This window comes from Cutibacterium granulosum, from assembly GCF_900186975.1.
Classification (GTDB): Bacteria; Actinomycetota; Actinomycetes; order Propionibacteriales; family Propionibacteriaceae; genus Cutibacterium; species Cutibacterium granulosum.
Map to the genome: position 1 here is coordinate 1,538,357 of NZ_LT906441.1, position 17,278 is coordinate 1,555,634.

Genomic DNA, 17,278 nt, shown 5'->3' on the forward strand with positions numbered 1-17,278 from the left:
CAGGCCAGGTCCACGTCAGTGCCTGGCAACGGCGTTGACACTGGGACTGCTGGCCTGTGGGCGCAGCGCCTCACCCACCCCGCACGACTCTGCTGCCTCCACCAGCGAGAAATCTTTTGTCGGGGTGTCGGACAGCACGCCCTCCGCGGATCCGTCGCCCACGGCTGCCCCGACTGCCAGTGCCACGGCGAGCATGCGCGGCACCTCGGGCACATCGGCGATACCGACGCCATCGGGTGGCAACGCGGGGACCGTGCCGCACTCCACACGATCGGGATCCCTCACCCTCACCGTCTCCGGTGACCTGCTGTGGCACAACTCGACGTGGCGCACGGCCAAGTCGGATGGTCATGGCAGCTACGACTTTGCACCGATCTTCGGCAGCGTCGCGCCCATCATCCGTGCCGCCGACCTGTCGGTGTGCCATACGGAGGTGCCCGTCGCGCCGAAGGGAACCAGCTACTCCAACTACCCGGTGTTCGCTGTTCCCGCAGATGTCGCCAAGGGGGTGGCCACAGTGGGATTCGACGCCTGTAGCACCGCCTCCAACCACTCGTGGGACCAGGGATTTTCCGGTGTCAAGGCCACCCTCGACGCCCTCGACTCGGCTCACGTCGCCCATTCCGGCACGGCGCGATCCGCTGCCGAGGCCGACAGACCAGTCATCCTCACCGCCCACAACGGATTGAAACTCGGGCTCGTCTCGGGTGCCTACGGGCTCAATGGGCAGAGCGTCCCCAAGGACAAGTCATGGGCCTGGAGTGATGCCCGGGCCGATCACCTCCTCGCCCGCGCAGCGGCAGCGCGGAGGGCCGGCGCCGACGTCGTCATCGTCGCGGCACACACCGGCGAGGAGTACCAGCAGGAACCCACCAAGGAACAGATCCAGCTGGCCACGCGTCTCACCGCCTCCCCCGACGTCGACATGGTCTACTGCCATCACAGTCACGTCGTGCAGCCGTGGGCCAAGATCAACGGAAAACTCGTCATCTACGGACTGGGCAATCTCGTGGGCAATCAGCCCTCCAGCATGCCCCGCACCCATGAAGGTGTCGTCGGGCGGGCCACCTTTGACGTGAGATCGGGGAAGGCATCCCTGTCCAGGGCCGAGTACATCCCGGTCTACATCGGTTCACCGTCCGAGGGGCCGATTCGGATCCATGCCGTCAATGCCGAACTCTCGTCGGGCAGGGGAAACCGGGCTCGGCTCAAGGAGACCAGGAGGCAGGTGTCCCGCACCGTGAGGTCACTCGGGGTGTCCGGGGTCTCCGAGAGGTGAGCTGGCGAGGGTCCGTGCACCCCGTCCGGGCGATGACGCCCCCATGTCGACAGTCAGGGGATCGATCTGTCACTGGGTCGACCAGCCACGGGGGCGACCGGCCATGGCTCGGGTCGGAATACGGGTCTCCGGCTCTGCGTGTGGGTGACGAGACTGGGGGAAGGTACGGATTGGCTGAGTTGCGGCACCGACCCGAACGTGTCGGTCAATCTGTTCGCAGGCTCCGGTAGCACTTGGCCAGGGCGTCCTCGTCGGGATCGACGATCATCGCGACCGACCCGGGGGCACGGATGCCGACGAAGCGCAGCACCCGTCGCCCAGTTGTCGGATCCATCCGGGTCTTCTTGTCCAGGGCCATCGTGGCACGCAGATCGGACCAGGCAACGTCGTCGAAGCTCACCGGCAGCCCAAGATCCGACAGAATGGTCCGAGTGAGTGACACGACGTTCTCCGACAGCCCCAGGTATCGATGCGACAGCTCGGCGGCGAAGATCATGCCGATCGCGTCGGCCTCGCCATGCCGCCAGGTGAAGTGCTCGTGGGCCTCGACCGCGTGCCCCAGGGTGTGCCCGTAGTTGAGACGTTCTCGTCCCACGTCATCACCATGCGAGGTCTGCTCGTGCGGGTCGGAAGCCACCACCGCCGCCTTGACACGCACCGCTGCCTCGAGCACGGTGCGAAACTGCTCGCTGCCGGTGTCGAGCACTGCCTGTGGTGCGGCGCGGATGCATTCGAGGATGCTCGGATCGGCAATGAAGCCGCACTTGACGATCTCGGCGAGTCCGGAGCGCACCTCACGTCCGTTGAGGCTACCCAACAGGTCGGTGTCGCACAGTACGGCCAGCGGCTGGTGGAACGCCCCGACGAGATTCTTCCCGGACACCAGATTGATCCCCGTCTTGCCGCCGATGGCGGCGTCCGCCATGGCCAGCACCGTCGTCGGCAGATGGACGACGTCCACCCCGCGCAGCCAGGTGGCGGCGACGAAACCAGCCAGATCGGTCGCCGCCCCTCCCCCAAGGCTGACGACCAGGTCGTCGCGGGTGAATCCTGCCTCGGCCAGGCGCTGCCAACAGGTGAGCAGGCACTCAGGCGTCTTGGCCTGCTCCGCGTCCGGGACGATGATCTCGACGGAATCGGTGGGCAGCGCATTCAGCTCTCGGGCCTGTTCCGTCACGCTCGCTGGATGGATGAGCGCCACCCGACGGCCGCAGGCGACATCTGTCAGAAGCCGACTCGCCCCAGCGCCGACGACGACGTCATAGGGGCGTTCGGTGCGTACCGTGATTCGATCCATGGCCATCACCTCAGGCAACTGTGCCAGCACGCTGGACTCGTCGCTGCTTATGGCCATCGACATGTCCTGAGTCCATCACCCCTCCAGGGCCTGCACGATGACGTCGACGACCTCGTCGACGGACAGCTCGTCGGCCGCGACGACGAGATCTGCTGGGCGCTGATAGGCCGGACGACGCTGCGCCATCATCCTCACCAGCTGGGAATGGACATTGCCCAGCAGCAGCGGTCGAGTGGTGTCGTTGAGCCCGACTCGACTTGACGCGGTGCGGGCACTGACGCTGAGCCAGACCGTGTACACCTGCTCCAGACGGGCCGCGATGGCCGCGTTGAGTGGCCCCCCTCCGCCCAGGGCAACGATCCGGGTGGCGTCGCTGTTGCAGGCAGAGCGTGCAGACATGTCGTCTGAGTGCGGTCCGTCGCCGTCACCGAGGGCAGTGAGAGTCATCTCCTGCTCCCTGGAACGGAAGAACTCCTCACCCTGCTGCAGGAAGATCTCGGGAATCGTGCGGCCCTCCCGGGACTCGATGAGCTGGTCGACGTCGACGAACTCACACCCCAGACGGGCTGCCAGACTCTGCCCGGTCGTCGTCTTGCCGGCCCCGGGGGCACCGATGAGGGCAATGACTCGGCGCATCATCGGGCCACCACCCAGCCATGTTCCGCGAGCCGAGCCAGATGTGCCTCGTAGTTGCGGGTCGTCTCGGCCACGCTGTCACCCCCAAACTTCTCCAGGACGGCGTCGGCGAGCACCAGGGCCACCATCGCCTCACCAATGACACCAGCAGCAGGAACGGCACACACGTCGGAACGTTGATGATGGGCCAGAGCTGGTTCACCAGTGGTGGTGTCGATCGTGCGCAGTGCTCGGGGAACCGTGGCGATCGGCTTCATGGCTGCACGTACCCGCAGCACCTGGCCGGTACTCATACCGCCCTCAATGCCCCCACAGTGGTTGCTCAGCCGTCGGATCCCTCGCTCGGACCTGTTCGTTCGCCGTGCTGGTGCCATCTCGTCGTGGGCTGTGGAACCCCTCATCTGGGCCAGGGACAGTCCATCGCCCACCTCGACGGCCTTGATCGCCGGGATGCTCATGAGGGCAGCGGCGAGGCGTGCGTCCAGACGTCTGTCCCACTGGGTGTGTGACCCGAGTCCGACCGGCATGCCGTGGGCCAGTACCTCGACGACCCCGCCCAGGGTGTCACCGTCCTGGTGGCAGGCGTCGATCTGGGCGACCATACGGGCCGAGGTGTGCGGATCGGCACACCGCACCGGGTCGGAGTCGATACGCTCCAGATCATCGGGGGTGGGGCTGGTGTCCTCCGGCAGGTGAACCGTCCCGAGCCCGACGACGTGGGAGAGGATCTGCACCCCCACCGACTGGGCCAGGAAGGCCTTGGCCACGGCGGCGATGCCCACCCGTGCCGCCGTCTCGCGTGCCGAGGCGCGTTCCAGGATCGGCCGGGCCTCGTCGAAGTCATACTTCTGCATCCCCACCAGATCGGCGTGTCCGGGGCGAGGACGGGTGAGTGGCGTTGCACGGGCCTGATCGCTCAGGTCGTCGGGATCCACGGGATCGGCTGCCATGACGGTGCGCCACCTGGGCCATTCGGCGTTGGCGATGCGTAGCGCGACCGGTGAGCCGAGGGTACGCCCATGCCGCACCCCACCCAGCAGTTCCACCTCGTCGGTCTCGAAACCCATTCGGGCTCCCCGTCCGGCCCCCAGTCGTCTGCGACGCAGCTCATGGGCAATGTCGTCCGTGATGATCCGAACCTGGGCGGGGAGTCCCTCGATGGTGGCCACGAGGGCCGGGCCATGTGACTCCCCCGCCGTGAGATACCTCAGCATCGTTCTTCCGATCGTCTCGTCATTCGTCTGGCCAGTTCGGTTCGTGCCGCCTGGCGCATGGTCGTCATCGCCACGTGCTGGCCGGTCATGATCTCCACCTGCCTCCTGCCCTGGGCAGCCAACAGGTCGAGTCCGTCGATGCACACCTTGTTCTCCTGTCGTGCCAGGTCGAGCAGCACCGGCGGCCACGGGTCATAGACGACGTCGAAGATCACCGGGGCACATGTCACGGCCCGTGAGGCACGCAGCGTCGTGCCCGGGGAGCGGTGCTCCCCTCCGTCGAAGTCTGGTGGGCAGTGCTCCCCCTCGTCGAAGGCCTGCCTCGGAAGCGTCGAGACGAGCAGGTCGGCAGGTGCCAGCGGCTCATCCAACGGCTGCCAATGTGCAGTCACACCGAGTGCAGACGCCAGCGCCAGGGTCTGCTGGGACCGGACGCGGCTGCGAGACACGATGGTTGCACTCCGCACCCCCAGACGCGTCGCCCCAGCCAGCACCGAACGTGCCGTGGCCCCGGCACCCAGCACCGTTACGCTGCTGACTTGGTGTACTCCAGCCTGGCGCAGGGCATCACAGACCCCGGATGCATCGGTGTTGCGTACCACCGGGCCGGAGGTGGTACGCACCCAGGTGTTGGCCACACCGAGCAGAAGAACCAACTCATCGGGCTCCCCCAGCCCAGCCAGTTCCTGCTTGTGTGGCATCGTCACGGCGAGCCCCCGCCAGGACTCGTCCAGCCCAGCCACGAAGTCGGCAAGCCCGTCACGAGCGACGTCGACTGCGTCGAAGCTCCAGTCGAGCCCCAGACCGCGATAGGCGGCCCGGTGCATGGCCGGGGAGAGGGAGTGGGCGATCGGATGGCCGATCACCGCACAGCGCCGAGAACTCACCGGTCAGCACTTGCCCTTGTGGTCCTGGCACCACTGCTGGAACTTCGCGACATTGGCCTGGTGCTCCTTGGCGGTCTTGGCATAGGCCGTCGTGCCCTTGTCCGGATCGGTGACCACCCAGAACAGGTAGTCGGACTTCGTCGGTGTCACGGCAGCCTCCATGGCCTCGGATCCCGGGTTCGAGATGGGGCCGGGGGGAAGCCCCTTCACCTTGTAGGTGTTGTACGGCGAATCAATGGCTCGCTGCTTGTCGGTCGTGGTGAGTTTGCCCTTGGCATGGTTGGCGTAGAGCACTGTTGCGTCGGACTGCAGCGGCATGCCCTTGGACAGTCGGTTGTAGATGATTCCCGAAACCATCTTCATGTCCTTGGGGTTCCTGGCCTCCCTCTCGAGGATCGAGGCGACGGTGAGGGCGCTGTAGGGATCCTGCTTGATGTTCTGGGCCTGCCCGCTGAAGTTCAGGGTGTCGGAGACCTTGGTGAACTGCTTGGTCTGGTTGCGGAGGATGTCACCTGCCGTGGGGTTGTCGGCAATCTCGTAGGTGTCGGGGAAGAGGAATCCCTCCGGCCGGTTCTTCGCCCAACTGGGCAGGTTGAGCTTGTCGGCGTTCTTGGTCGCGGCGGTCTCGAAGTCCTTGCGTGGCAGATCGCTGGCCTTGGCGAGCAGATCGAACTGCTCATCCATCGTCAGCCCCTCGGTGAGGGTGACGCGTGCATGCCGGATGTTGTCGGGGTCTGCGAGAACCTGCACGGCCTTGGCGGCGCTCATGTGCTTCTTGAGGGGGTACTGTCCGGCTTGGATCGTCACCTCGTTGGGGGCGTCACGGACGGCCTCCTTGAACGCCTTCTCGGATTTCACGACGTCCTCCTCGACGAGGATCTCACCCACCTCGTTGACGGAGGCACCCGTGGGGATGCGCACCAACAGTTCCTCCTCGCCAGCGCCCTGGTAGTCGTCGGCGTAGGCTAAGGAGATGTAGGTGTCGTAGGCCTTCTTGCCCACGTAGCCGATGCTGCCGAGGATGACGGTGAAGGAGAGGATGACGGCGAAGGCACTGCGGAAGTGGTACCAGAAGCCGGGGTCGTCATCGGAGGAGTTTCGACTCACTGTTGATCTCCTTGCTCGGGGACGGTTGGGAGTTCACCGCGACGGGCTTGTTCCAGTACCTGTTCCAGTATGGCGACGGCAGCTGCCTGATCGATGACCGAGCGCTGCTTGCGCGTGTTGCGTCCCGTCTCGTGCAGCGCACGGGAAGCCGTACGTGTCGTCATGCGCTCGTCGACATACCGTATCGGGATCGGGGCGATGGCCTGCTGCAGGTCTCGTCCGGCCGCCCGCACGTCACGGGCGGCAATCTGCTCGGTGCCGTTGAGTGCCACCGGCAGGCCCATGACCACCTCGACGGGCTCGTACTCGGCGACGATCTGGCTGAGCCGGCGAATCGGCTGGTCCTTGGCCGACACCGTCTCCACCGGGTAGGCAAGGATACCCTCCCGATCACAGGCAGCCACCCCGATACGGGCCTTGCCCCAGTCCACGGCGACCCGCACTCCCAGCGTCGATCCCCTGGGCGTCGTCACTGGTTCCTCCGACACGATCATCGACCTCTCGACATGCTCATGGGCGACACAAACAAGGGTCTCACAACGCCGAGAGCTCGGAGGCGACGGTGGACAGCGCATCGTCAACACCCGAGGCGTTGGAGCCGGCCCCCTGGGCCATGTCGTCCTTGCCGCCGCCCCGACCGTCCAGTCGGGAGATGCCCACCTTGATGAGTGCTCCGGCCTTCGCACCGGCAGCACGGGCCGACTCGGTGGTGGCCACGATCATGGCCGGCTTGTCGTCGGTGCCACCGATGAGGACGACGACGGCCGGGCGTTCGGCGACCTTGGAGCGGATCTGGGTGGCCAGGGAGCGCAGATCACCGCCGGTGACACCGGGAACCTTGGCGCTGACGAGATCGAATTTTCCGGTCGGAGCCATCGTCTCGACGATCTGGTCCACCTGGGCGAAGAGTTCCTTGGTACGGGCCTGGGCCAAGCGGCGCTCGGCGTCCTTGAGGTCGGCGGCGAGCTTGCCCACGCGTTCGGCAAGCTGGTCGGGCTGCACCTTGAGCATGGTCGTGAGCTCGTTGACCAGGGCCCGCTCGGCAGCCAGGTGCGAGAAGGCATCGGTGGACACCAGAGCCTCCACCCGGCGGGTCCCCGAACCGACGGACTGCTCGGTGAGCAGGTCGAGCATGCCGATACGTCCGGTGGAGGGCACATGGGTGCCACCACACAGCTCGCGCGACCACGCTCCATTGAGCTCGACGACACGGACGATCGGCGGGTACTTCTCGCCGAACATGGCCATGGCGCCCATCGCCCGAGCCTCCTCCAGAGGCATCCGGGAGTCGGTGACCTCGAAGTCGTCGTGGATGGCCTCGTTGCAACGCTGCTCGATCTCGGAACGCAGCTGCCCGGACAGTCCCTTGGTGGCGGTGAAGTCGAAGCGCAGGTACCCCGGCTTGTTGTAGGAACCGGCCTGGGTGGCACTGGGGCCGACGAGCTCACGCAGCGCGGCGTGTAGCACATGGGTGGCGGTGTGAGCCTTGCACGCCTCGAAGCGCGCCGCCGGATCCACTTGGGCACTCACCTCGTCACCCACCGCCAGATCACCGTCAAGCTGCACCTTGTGGACGATGAGACCGGGCACCGGGGCCTGCACGTCAAGTACCTCGAGATCGAAGCCGTTGGCGCGGATGATGCCGGTGTCGGAGTCCTGACCACCCATCTCGGCATAGAACGGGGTCTGCGCCAGGGCAATCTCGACCATCGAGCCGGCAGTGGCATGGAGCACGGAGCGGCCGTCGGCGATGATGCCGACCACCGTCGTGGGCACGGTGAGTTCGTCGTATCCCAAAAACGGCGTCTCGCCCTGGGCCCGGATGGTGGCATAGGCCTCCGGGTCGGTGAGCATGCCCTTCCTGGCCTTGGCGTCGGCCTTGGCACGGGACCTCTGCTCGGCCATGAGCCGGGTGAAGGCGTCACGATCCACGGTGAGTCCCTGCTCGGCGGCCATCTCCAGGGTGAGGTCGATGGGGAAACCATAGGTGTCGTGCAACTGGAAGGCCTTCTCCCCCGGCAGCACCGTGGAGCCGGACTCCTTGGTCTGGGCCACGGCGGTGTCGAGCAGTGTGGTTCCGGCGCTCAGGGTGCGTCGGAAGGTCTGTTCCTCGGCGGTGGCAGCGTCGATGACGCGATCCCACTGGGTGAGCACCTCGGGGAAGGAATCCTTCATGAGGTCTCGCGAGATCGGCAGCAGCTCGGGCAGCACGGGCGCGTCCACCCCGAGCAGCCGCATGGAGCGCACCGCGCGGCGCAGCAGACGACGCAGGACGTAGCCGCGCGCCTCATTGCCGGGGGTGACGCCGTCGGTCATGAGCATGAGGCTGGATCGTACGTGGTCGGCGACGATGCGCAGCCGAATGTCGTCGTCGGGGTTGAGGCCGTACCTCTTGCCCGACAACTGGGCCGCCCGCTCGATGACCGGGAACACCTGGTCGGTCTCATACATGTTGTTGACGCCCTGCTGGAGGTAGGCGATGCGCTCCAGACCTGCGCCGGTGTCGATGTTGCGCCTGGCCAGTGGACCGGTGATGTCGAAGTCGGTCTTGGAACGCACGGTAGACAGGTCCTCGGTCTCGAAGACGAGGTTCCAGATCTCCAGGTAGCGATCCTCGTCGGCCTCGGGCCCGCCGTCCGGACCGAACTGCGGCCCACGGTCGACGTAGATCTCCGAGCATGGGCCACCCGGGCCGGGAACGCCCATGTGCCAGTAGTTGTCTGCCAGGGACCGACCTTGGATGTGCTCGGCGGGCACCCCCACCTTGAGCCAGGTCTGTCGGGCCTCGACGTCACCGTCGGGATAGTCGGGGTGGAAGCCGGGGCCGAGCACCGTCACCCAGATCTTCGCCGGGTCGAATCCCAGACCGCCCTCGGACGTCGGGCCGGTCACCAGTTCCCAGGCCCATTCGATGGCGTCGGTCTTGAAGTAGTCGTCGAACGAGAAGTTGCCCAGCATCTGGAAGAACGTCCCGTGGCGCGTCGTTCGCCCCACCTCGTCGATGTCGAGGGTGCGTACACACTTCTGGATGCTCGTGGCGCGCTGCCACGGGGCGGGCTCGACCCCCATGAGGTAATTCTTGAACGGCACCATGCCGGCGTTGACGAACAGCAGGGTCGGATCGTTGTAGAGCAGCGATGCACTGGGGATGACGTCATGTCCCCTTTCCTCGAAGAAGGTGAGGAAACGCTGTCCGATCTCCGCAGTTCTCATGCTTGTTCCTTGTCGATGGTGGTCGGCTGGCGACGTGATGTACGGCCGTGCACTGGACAACCCTACCCGTTTCGTCGCGATGGGGTGTTCGCCAGAGGTGAGCCCGTGCTGAGCAGGTCAGGGGTGCTGTTGCGGTTGTTGGCTCCGGCAGCTCCGGTGAGCCCCGTGCCGAGGGATCAGGGGCGGCGAATCCTCGTCGCGGCTGAATCAGGTGTCGGGGCGGGGCAGGTGCGGTTCGAGGTGGCCTGCTGATGCGGTTCCTCGTACCTGCCGATCAGCCCGAGTCGATCAACCTGGGCGGAACACGGTGTGGAGAATTTGGGCGGTGCGTCATCGTTGGCCACGAGTCAGGACTCGTCGGTGGCAAGGGGCTCCGCAGTGATGGGGGCCGGCCCTGTCCCACGCTTGGTCGGTTCGTCCTCGCGGGGGGACTGTGGCTCGCCGCGGCGGGATGCCGCCTCGCGCGCATCCTGCGCGGCCTGGTGCCGGGTCGGTGCCTCGATGGCAGCCACCGCCTTGGGCCTGCGATGCCGGTGCATGGCGGTGCGCATGCGTGAGGTGGCCCGAGCTGGTGCGCCGACCACGGTGGCCACGACCCGGCCCACGTCACTGGCGTGCTGGGTGGCATTGGCGGCGTGCTCACTCATGCGGTTGACGTTCTCGGTGACGTCACCGATGCGCGAGATCTCCTCATTGGTCGTGATGACCGTCTGGCGCAGTTCCTCGAGGATCTCCAGGGCGGACCGGTCGACATCGCGCACGCTGGAGGTGATCTCGTCCATGACGTGACCGAGCTTGACGATGGGCACGGCAAGCAGTGCCACGAGGACGACGGCGGCAATCGCGGCAATGAGTGCAGCAATGCTTCCGATGCTCACGATGTCCTCCTGGCTTTTTCGTTTGTTCGGAACGGTCCTGCAACTGGATGCTCCCCACATCCGGTTTGCAACCACGATTACCACAGCCTAGTGGTCACGTGTTGGCTGATGGCGGTTGCCATCCCGTTTCAGTGAGCAGTGCGGGGCCTAGGATGAGGAGGGTGTCGGTGGTGATCGGGGATGGTGACTGTGGTGATTGGAGAATGGTGCTGTGGCGATCGGGCGTGTCTCACGGGGCCTTGCGACGCCAATGTCGTTTTGCCATTGCCCATGAGAGGGCGTGTCTCATCCCGGGGCCTTGCAGCCGTAGGCCCATGGCCTGCCGCAGGTCAGTTGCGTGGTGTCCTCAGTTGTGTGATGCCCTCAGCCATGTGATTCCCTGTGTCGACCCGATCACCGATTCGGTCCGTTGCCCTCGGACCGGCGCTGGTTGGTGGCTTCCCGCCCCAGCAGCTCCCGTAGTCCGGGCAACAATCCCGCGATGTTGCGTTCATTGCCGTGATCGGTGGGCTGGTAGTAGCGCACCTCGGCCAGGTCTTCGGGCAGGTACTGCTGCGGGGCCACTCCTTGGGGGAAGTTGTGGGCATATCTGTAGCCGATGCCGTGGCCCAGGTCTGCTGCCGAGGAGTAGTGGGCATCGCGCAGATGTGGTGGCACCGGTCCTCCCTTGCCAGCGCGCACGTCGGCCAGGGCGGAGTCGATCGCCGTGATGACGGCATTGGACTTGGGTGCGGTCGCAGCAGCGATGGTGGCCTGGGCCAAGTTGAGACGAGCCTCGGGCATACCGATGAGCTGGACCGCCTGCGCCGCCGCCACACAGGTCTGCAACACGCTGGGAGCTGCCATGCCGATGTCCTCGGAGGCCAGGATGACGAGCCGCCGGGCAATGAATCGGGGGTCCTCCCCCGCCTCGATCATGCGTGCCAGGTAGTGCAGGGCAGCGTCGACGTCGGAGCCACGCACCGACTTGATGAAGGCGCTGATGACGTCGTAGTGCTGGTCGCCGCCCTTGTCGTAGCGCACAGCGGCCCGGTCCACGGCAGTGGTGAGCAGCTCGGAGGTGATGGTCGTCGTGTGTGCGGAGTCGGCCCCGGCAGCGGACTCCTCCAGATAGGTGAGGACGCGGCGGGCGTCCCCACCTGAGAGCTGCAGCAGATCGGCCCGAGCATCCTCGGCCAAGGTGTAACCGCCCCCGTCGGGGGTGCGCAGGCCGCGCTCGTCATTCAGGGCTCGGTCGATGAGGCGGGAGATGTCCTCGGTGCTCAGGGGTTTCAGGGTGAGCAGCAGGGACCGGCTGAGCAACGGCGAGATGACCGAGAACGACGGGTTCTCGGTGGTGGCGGCGATGAGGGTGACGATGCGGTTCTCCACTGCTGGCAGCAGGACGTCCTGCTGGGCCTTGGAGAACCGGTGCACCTCGTCGACGAAGAGCACGGTGGGCCGCCCGTTGACGAGTTCCCGGCGCGCAACGTCCAGCTCACGGCGCACGTCCTTGACGCCAGCCGTCACCGCGGAGATCTCGACGAACCGGCGATTGGTGGAGTGCGAGACCACCGAGGCGATCGTCGTCTTGCCGACCCCGGGTGGCCCCCACAGGAAGACACTCATCGCGGCCGTTCCCTCGGCCAGACGACGCAGTGGTGAGCCGGGGGTGAGCAGGTGCTGCTGACCGACGATCTCGTCCACCGTGCGGGGACGCAACCGCACTGCCAGCGGGGCATCGGGATTGACGGCGTCCAGCGACCCTCCCGTGGTGGCGGGGGTCGGTTGGTCGCGCGGATCAGGGTTTCCGAAGAGGTCGGTGCTCACAGCTCGTGGTCCTGGGTCGTGGATTCGGCAGGGGGTTGCTGGCCGGTGGTGGGGACGCTCCCGGCGACAGGAACACGCCCACCGTCGCCCGGATGGCGAGCAGACGCACCGTCACGACTGCCCACCGTGGTGTGGGGGCTGGTGAGGGTTCGGCGCAGCTGCTCGTGATCGGCCGCGGTCCATCCGTGGGAACCCAGCAGGTCGAGAGCACCCTGCTGGCCGCCGAGCAACTCGAGGAACCGGGCCATGACCTCTGGCGGTGTGGACTGGTCGGGGGTGTCATATGCCCCGTGGGTGGCAGCTCCTGCACTGGCAGCCTCCCCCAGTCGGGCAACGATCTGGCTCAGACGCTGCCCGCTGGCGGCGTAGTCGTCGATGATGTCCTGCTCGTCGGCACCCAGGGCGCACAGCAGCAACCCGATGATCGTCCCGGTACGATCCTTTCCGGCCGCACAGTGGACCACGGTGGCACCTGGACTGGATGCGATGACGCGCAGGTGGTCGACGACGACCTCGGGGCTCCAGCGCAGGTAATTGAGATAGTGCTGGGCCAGCTCGTCGTTGCGATTGGCGGAGCCGATGGCATCCACCGAGGCCTTCCACGGCGGCACGTCACTGCTCGGATCGGTCTCGGGGTACAGCGACCCGTGATGCACTCGCACTCGCGGGTCGTCCTCCAGAGGGCTCAGCCCGATGCGTTGGCACTCGTAGTTTGATCGTAGGTCGACGACGTCGACCACCCCGATCTGCTCGATGAGCACCGCGACGTCGTGGTCGGTGAGGAAGTTGAGGTTGTCGGAGCGCACCAGCCGATGCGGCGCGATCCGATCCCCACCGGCCAACCGGGTGCCCACCAGGTCGCGCATGTTGAGGACGCCGTCGAGTTCGATCCAGGAGAATGCCACGTCCCCACCCTAGCGAGGTCATGCAGTCGTGGCCCGCATCCGGTGACTCTGCTGGCAGAACACCGTGGGTGCGGGGCCGAACGGTCAGCCTCGTCGGGTCCGGCTGTCCCCATCGGGGATGACACCGGGTGCGGACGTGCTCAACCCACGTCTGCGATCACTTCGCGGACGCTGCGTCCTTCGCCTCGGCATCCTTCTTCTTGGCGGGTTTGGTATCCACACCGGCCTCACGACGCTGCTGCGGGGTGATGGGGGCGGGAGCCTCGGTGAGCGGGTCGAAGCCGTTGCCCGTCTTGGGGAAGGCGATGACGTCGCGGATGGAGTCGAATCCTCCCAGGAGCATGACCAGACGGTCCAGTCCGAAGGCGATGCCGCCGTGTGGCGGGGCGCCGAACTTGAAGGCGTCCAGCAGGAAGCCGAACTTCTCCTGGGCCTGCTCGGCGTTGATGCCCATGACCTTGAACACCCGTTCCTGGATGTCACGGCGGTGGATACGGATGGAGCCACCGCCGACCTCGTTGCCGTTGCAGACGAAGTCGTAGGCATAGGCCAAGGCCGATCCCGGATCGGTGTCGAAGGTGTCGATGCAGCCGGGGGTGGGGCTGGTGAAGGCGTGGTGCACCGCGGTCCATGCCCCGTCGCCGACGGCCACGTCGCCCGAGCTCTCGGCCTCCTTGGTCGACTTGAACAGTGGGGCGTCGACGACCCAGCAGAACGCCCAGTCACCCGGTTCGTAGAGGTGGCAGCGCTTGCCGATCTCCAGGCGGGCTGCGCCGAGCAGTTCCTGGGAGGCGGTACGGGCACCGGCGGCGAAGAAGATCGCGTCTCCGGGGTTGGCCCCGACCTTCCGTGCGATTCCGGCCTTCTCGGCCTCGGAGATGTTCTTGGCGACCGGGCCACCCAGTGTGCCGTCCTCGGCCACCGTGATGTAGGCAAGACCCTTGGCGCCGCGGGTACGGGCCCACTCCTGCCAGGCGTCGAACTGACGACGTGGCTGGGAGGCACCGCCCGGCATGACGACGGCACCGACGTAGGCCGCCTGGAACACCCGGAACGGGGTGTCGGCGAAGAACTCGGTGACCTCGGTGATCTCGTTGCCGAATCGTAGATCGGGCTTGTCGGAGCCGAAACGGTTCATGGCGTCGTGCCAGGTGATGCGCTGCAGCGGGGCCTGAATGTCCACTCCGATGAGCTTCCAGCACTCTCCCATGACCTCCTCGGCCAGGGCAATGACGTCGTCCTGCTCGACGAAGCTCATCTCAACGTCGAGCTGGGTGAACTCGGGCTGGCGATCGGCACGGAAATCCTCGTCACGGTAGCATCGCGCGATCTGGTAGTAACGCTCCATGCCGGAGACCATGAGCAGCTGCTTGAACAGCTGGGGGCTCTGTGGCAGGGCGTACCAGCTGCCCGGGGCCAGACGGGCCGGTACCAGGAAGTCACGAGCCCCCTCCGGGGTGGAGCGGGTGAGGGTCGGTGTCTCGATGTCGTAGAAGTCGTGGCGGTCCAGCACCTCGCGAATCTTGTGCGTCACCTTGGAGCGCAGCACCAGGGCCTCGTGCTGACGTGGACGACGCAGGTCGAGGTAACGATACTTGAGACGGGCGTCCTCACCGACGTTGATGTGCTCGTCGATCTGGAACGGCAGGGGTGCCGACGGGTTGAGCACCTCGAGGGTGGAGATGTTCACCTCGATCTCACCCGACGGCAGGTTCGGGTTCGCATTGCCCTCCGGACGTGCCTCGACGACGCCGGTGACGCGGATGCAGAACTCGTTGCGCAGGTCATGGGCACCTGAGGAGTCGAGGATCTCGTCGCGGATGACGACCTGGGCAAGCCCCGAGGCGTCACGCAGGTCGATGAAGGCCACGCCGCCATGGTCGCGTCGATGACCGACCCATCCGGCGAGAGTCACCTCCTCGCCGATGTCGCTGGCGCGCAGGCTTCCGGCGTCGTGGGTTCGCAGCACGGGATTCATCCTTCCATTGTGTGGTGGGCCATGCATAGACGGTGCAGACCAGGCACCACACTATCCCCCACGCCACCGCACCGCATCACGGGAGTTCACGTGGTGTGGGGAATGAGCGTCGCGTACTCTCAGTCGGCCGAGATCTCCGGGAACCAGTCGCTGATCTGGTTGGCGATGGCCTCATTGCCGCCGGAACGGCGATGGTGCCCGAGGATCCATTCGCTGATCGGTCCACCAGCCGACTCATCGATCTTCGCCCGGGCCGCCTTGGGATCGGTGAGCACCTCCTCGAGCAGGGCGACGGCATGACGCGAGTTGTCGTAGAGATAGGGGTAGGTCTCCGGGACGATGTCGCTGCTCCACTTGGCGCGCGGCAGCACGCCGACGACGCCGGCCAGCAGTGCCTCCATGTACTCGAACCCGTATGCCTCGTCCTTCGCGGTGGCCAGGAAGGCCGTCGTACGTGCCAACGCCTCCCAGTACTCCTCGCGCTCGCCGAAGAGCGGACCGACCTGGGCCCAGGTCGGTGAGCTCATCTTCATGGCGAGGACGCTGGCCAGGTCACGCTGTCCCAGCCGGGCCTCCATCTGCAGCGGCATGTGCTCGGCGACCTCGGAGACGATGTCGAGGAAGACCTTGGGCTGCTTGTTGTCGTTGAGGTGGATCGACGGGTAAAGGACGGTCGGGACCTCCGGATCCACGTGCTCGCGCAGGAGGTCGTCACGGATACCGGGCTGCACCCAGGCGACACGGCACTGGTGGGCCAGCGGTGGGATCATCCATCGCCGTGCCAGTTCGACGACCTCACCAGCCGTGCGCTCCCCCGCGCACAGGGTGGGGAAGAGCGCGTACGACATACCCATCGCTGCGAAGTTCACCTTGTGGTGGTAGTGCGACGGCGGCAGCCACTGGAAGTTCATGATCTTGGGTTCGAGTCCCTCGCGGTGCATCACCTGGAAGGCGCCGACCGAGTCGATGACGTCGAGATTGATGAGCAGGGTCGACTTGACGTCGAGATTGTCCAGGGTACGCAGTCGGAAGTCCGGGCAGTCCTTGTTCTCGTGTCCCACGATGACGGCATGGGGGTACATCTTCATCAGTCGTTCGACGATGTTGGATCCCGAACCATGCTTGGTCAGTTGTCCGTCATCGCCGACAATCGGCGCGTCATCGAGGAAGCCGAGTTTGATGGCAATCGTCATTTGGAACTCTCCCACATGTGTCTTCAGGTGTGCAGCGGTGCGTCCTGTCGGTCTTTGGCACCCCAGCCTAGTCCGGATTCATGGGGTGCGGCCACGGGGCACGGTGTTTGCCGGGCCGGGGTTGTCCTTCCAGACGTCGTCGATCGGGGCCGATGAGGGGAGCGATCCGGTGAGAATCGTCTGGAGGGTTGGGGCCTCCCGGGCGATGAGTTCGTCGTCAGGCAGGTGGCGCAGGGCGTCGAGTCCCACAATGGTGCGGGTGATGAAGATTCCCAGCAGATGGGTGACCGCCAGGGCGGCTCGCACCTCGGCCTCCTGCTCGTCGAAACGCGTACCCAGCAGATGGGCAACCGGTTCGACGATCATGTGCTGGTAGAAGTCGTGCAGATTGTGGAACGCATCGGGTTCCTGCAGCAGTGCCTGGGTCATGCCCTGCATCGAGTTTCCTGCTGTCCGGTCGTCCTGATCCGCCGTGCCCTGCCCGGGCCAGGCGGTGAGGAAGGAACGTACCAGTGTCTCCCCCAGCTCGTCGATGCTCGACGACGCACAGGCCTCGGCAATGATGCGATGCGGACCGCTGGGCAGCGAGATCGTCTGCAGGTAGAGCTCCTGCTTGGTGCCGAAGTAGTAGCTCACCAACGAGGTGTCCACCCCGGCCGTGCGGGCGATGGCTCGCATGCTCACCGACTGGTAGTCCATCTGCTGAAAGAGGCTGCGTGCCGCGGTGAGGATTGCCGAGCGTGCCGCTCCAGCATCGGTGCGGGGGCCTCGTCGTGGCCCAGCTGGCAGATGATCCGACGTGCCAGTGCTGCGAGCAGATGCCGATGACATACCCCTCAGCCTAATCTCGGATTTTTCTCGCCGGGATTCGGTGTGCAATTG

16 protein-coding genes are annotated in these 17,278 nt (G+C 65.9%); 2 read left to right on the plus strand and 14 right to left on the minus strand.

Annotation, left to right across the window (positions count from 1 at the left end; all coding sequences use genetic code 11):
* Positions 1-15 precede the first annotated feature (15 nt).
* Positions 16-243: a hypothetical protein gene (locus CKV91_RS09825; protein WP_021103333.1), complete on the minus strand. Its 228-nt coding sequence runs from the start codon at positions 241-243 to the stop codon at positions 16-18.
* 10 nt (positions 244-253) lie between these two features.
* On the opposite strand from CKV91_RS09825, the gene CKV91_RS06590 reads away from it, so the two are divergent.
* On the plus strand, positions 254-1,279 hold the full coding sequence (locus CKV91_RS06590) for a CapA family protein (protein ID WP_021105577.1): 1,026 nt from the start codon (positions 254-256) through the stop codon (positions 1,277-1,279).
* A 205-nt stretch (positions 1,280-1,484) separates the two neighbouring features.
* Here CKV91_RS06590 and CKV91_RS06595 read toward each other — a convergent pair whose 3' ends face one another.
* The 7 genes from CKV91_RS06595 to alaS all read right to left on the minus strand — a co-directional run bounded on the left by CKV91_RS06595 (position 1,485) and on the right by alaS (position 9,633).
* A complete protein-coding gene (locus CKV91_RS06595; RefSeq protein ID WP_036957407.1) occupies positions 1,485-2,576 on the minus strand; it encodes a 3-dehydroquinate synthase family protein in 1,092 nt (363 codons plus the stop codon).
* Between the two features lie 75 nt (positions 2,577-2,651).
* Positions 2,652-3,215: a shikimate kinase gene (locus tag CKV91_RS06600; RefSeq protein ID WP_021103336.1), complete on the minus strand. Its 564-nt coding sequence runs from the start codon at positions 3,213-3,215 to the stop codon at positions 2,652-2,654.
* Positions 3,212-4,426 (minus strand): chorismate synthase, encoded by a 1,215-nt coding sequence (gene aroC, locus CKV91_RS06605; protein WP_021105579.1) that lies wholly within the window; start codon positions 4,424-4,426, stop codon positions 3,212-3,214. The genes CKV91_RS06600 and aroC overlap by 4 nt, the downstream gene beginning before the upstream one ends.
* Positions 4,420-5,253, minus strand: coding sequence for a shikimate dehydrogenase family protein (locus tag CKV91_RS06610; protein WP_051254861.1), 834 nt, complete (start codon positions 5,251-5,253; stop codon positions 4,420-4,422). Before CKV91_RS06610 ends, aroC begins: the two co-directional genes overlap by 7 nt.
* Before the next feature lie 63 nt (positions 5,254-5,316).
* Complete coding sequence (gene mltG / locus CKV91_RS06615) at positions 5,317-6,420, minus strand: endolytic transglycosylase MltG (RefSeq protein ID WP_021105581.1); 1,104 nt, start codon at positions 6,418-6,420, stop codon at positions 5,317-5,319.
* Entirely contained in the window at positions 6,417-6,863 is a 447-nt protein-coding gene (ruvX, locus tag CKV91_RS06620; protein ID WP_197691385.1) for a Holliday junction resolvase RuvX, read from the minus strand. The genes mltG and ruvX overlap by 4 nt, the downstream gene beginning before the upstream one ends.
* A gap of 91 nt (positions 6,864-6,954) precedes the next feature.
* Positions 6,955-9,633 (minus strand): alanine--tRNA ligase, encoded by a 2,679-nt coding sequence (alaS, locus tag CKV91_RS06625; RefSeq protein ID WP_021105583.1) that lies wholly within the window; start codon positions 9,631-9,633, stop codon positions 6,955-6,957.
* A gap of 105 nt (positions 9,634-9,738) precedes the next feature.
* Between alaS and CKV91_RS09400 the strand changes: the two genes are divergently transcribed.
* Positions 9,739-9,885, plus strand: coding sequence for a hypothetical protein (locus CKV91_RS09400; protein WP_155944881.1), 147 nt, complete (start codon positions 9,739-9,741; stop codon positions 9,883-9,885).
* Between the two features lie 95 nt (positions 9,886-9,980).
* Here the strand turns inward: CKV91_RS09400 and CKV91_RS06630 are convergent, their stop codons facing one another.
* The 6 genes from CKV91_RS06630 to CKV91_RS06655 form a co-directional block, all read right to left on the minus strand.
* Positions 9,981-10,511 carry a DUF948 domain-containing protein gene (locus CKV91_RS06630; RefSeq protein ID WP_065860667.1) on the minus strand — a complete coding sequence of 177 codons (531 nt, stop codon included), beginning with the start codon at positions 10,509-10,511 and terminating at the stop codon, positions 9,981-9,983.
* A 393-nt stretch (positions 10,512-10,904) separates the two neighbouring features.
* On the minus strand, positions 10,905-12,320 hold the full coding sequence (locus CKV91_RS06635; RefSeq protein WP_065860666.1) for a replication-associated recombination protein A: 1,416 nt from the start codon (positions 12,318-12,320) through the stop codon (positions 10,905-10,907).
* A complete protein-coding gene (locus CKV91_RS06640; RefSeq protein ID WP_021105862.1) occupies positions 12,317-13,225 on the minus strand; it encodes a tyrosine-protein phosphatase in 909 nt (302 codons plus the stop codon). The genes CKV91_RS06635 and CKV91_RS06640 overlap by 4 nt, the downstream gene beginning before the upstream one ends.
* A gap of 157 nt (positions 13,226-13,382) precedes the next feature.
* The gene (gene aspS, locus CKV91_RS06645; RefSeq protein ID WP_065860691.1) at positions 13,383-15,194 is read right to left on the minus strand and encodes an aspartate--tRNA ligase; all 1,812 of its coding nucleotides are present in this window, start codon (positions 15,192-15,194) and stop codon (positions 13,383-13,385) included.
* Positions 15,195-15,322: 128 nt separating this feature from the next.
* The gene (locus CKV91_RS06650; protein ID WP_023035333.1) at positions 15,323-16,396 is read right to left on the minus strand and encodes a hypothetical protein; all 1,074 of its coding nucleotides are present in this window, start codon (positions 16,394-16,396) and stop codon (positions 15,323-15,325) included.
* Between the two features lie 78 nt (positions 16,397-16,474).
* Entirely contained in the window at positions 16,475-17,227 is a 753-nt protein-coding gene (locus CKV91_RS06655; RefSeq protein ID WP_065860665.1) for a TetR/AcrR family transcriptional regulator, read from the minus strand.
* Between the last annotated feature and the right edge of the window lie 51 nt (positions 17,228-17,278).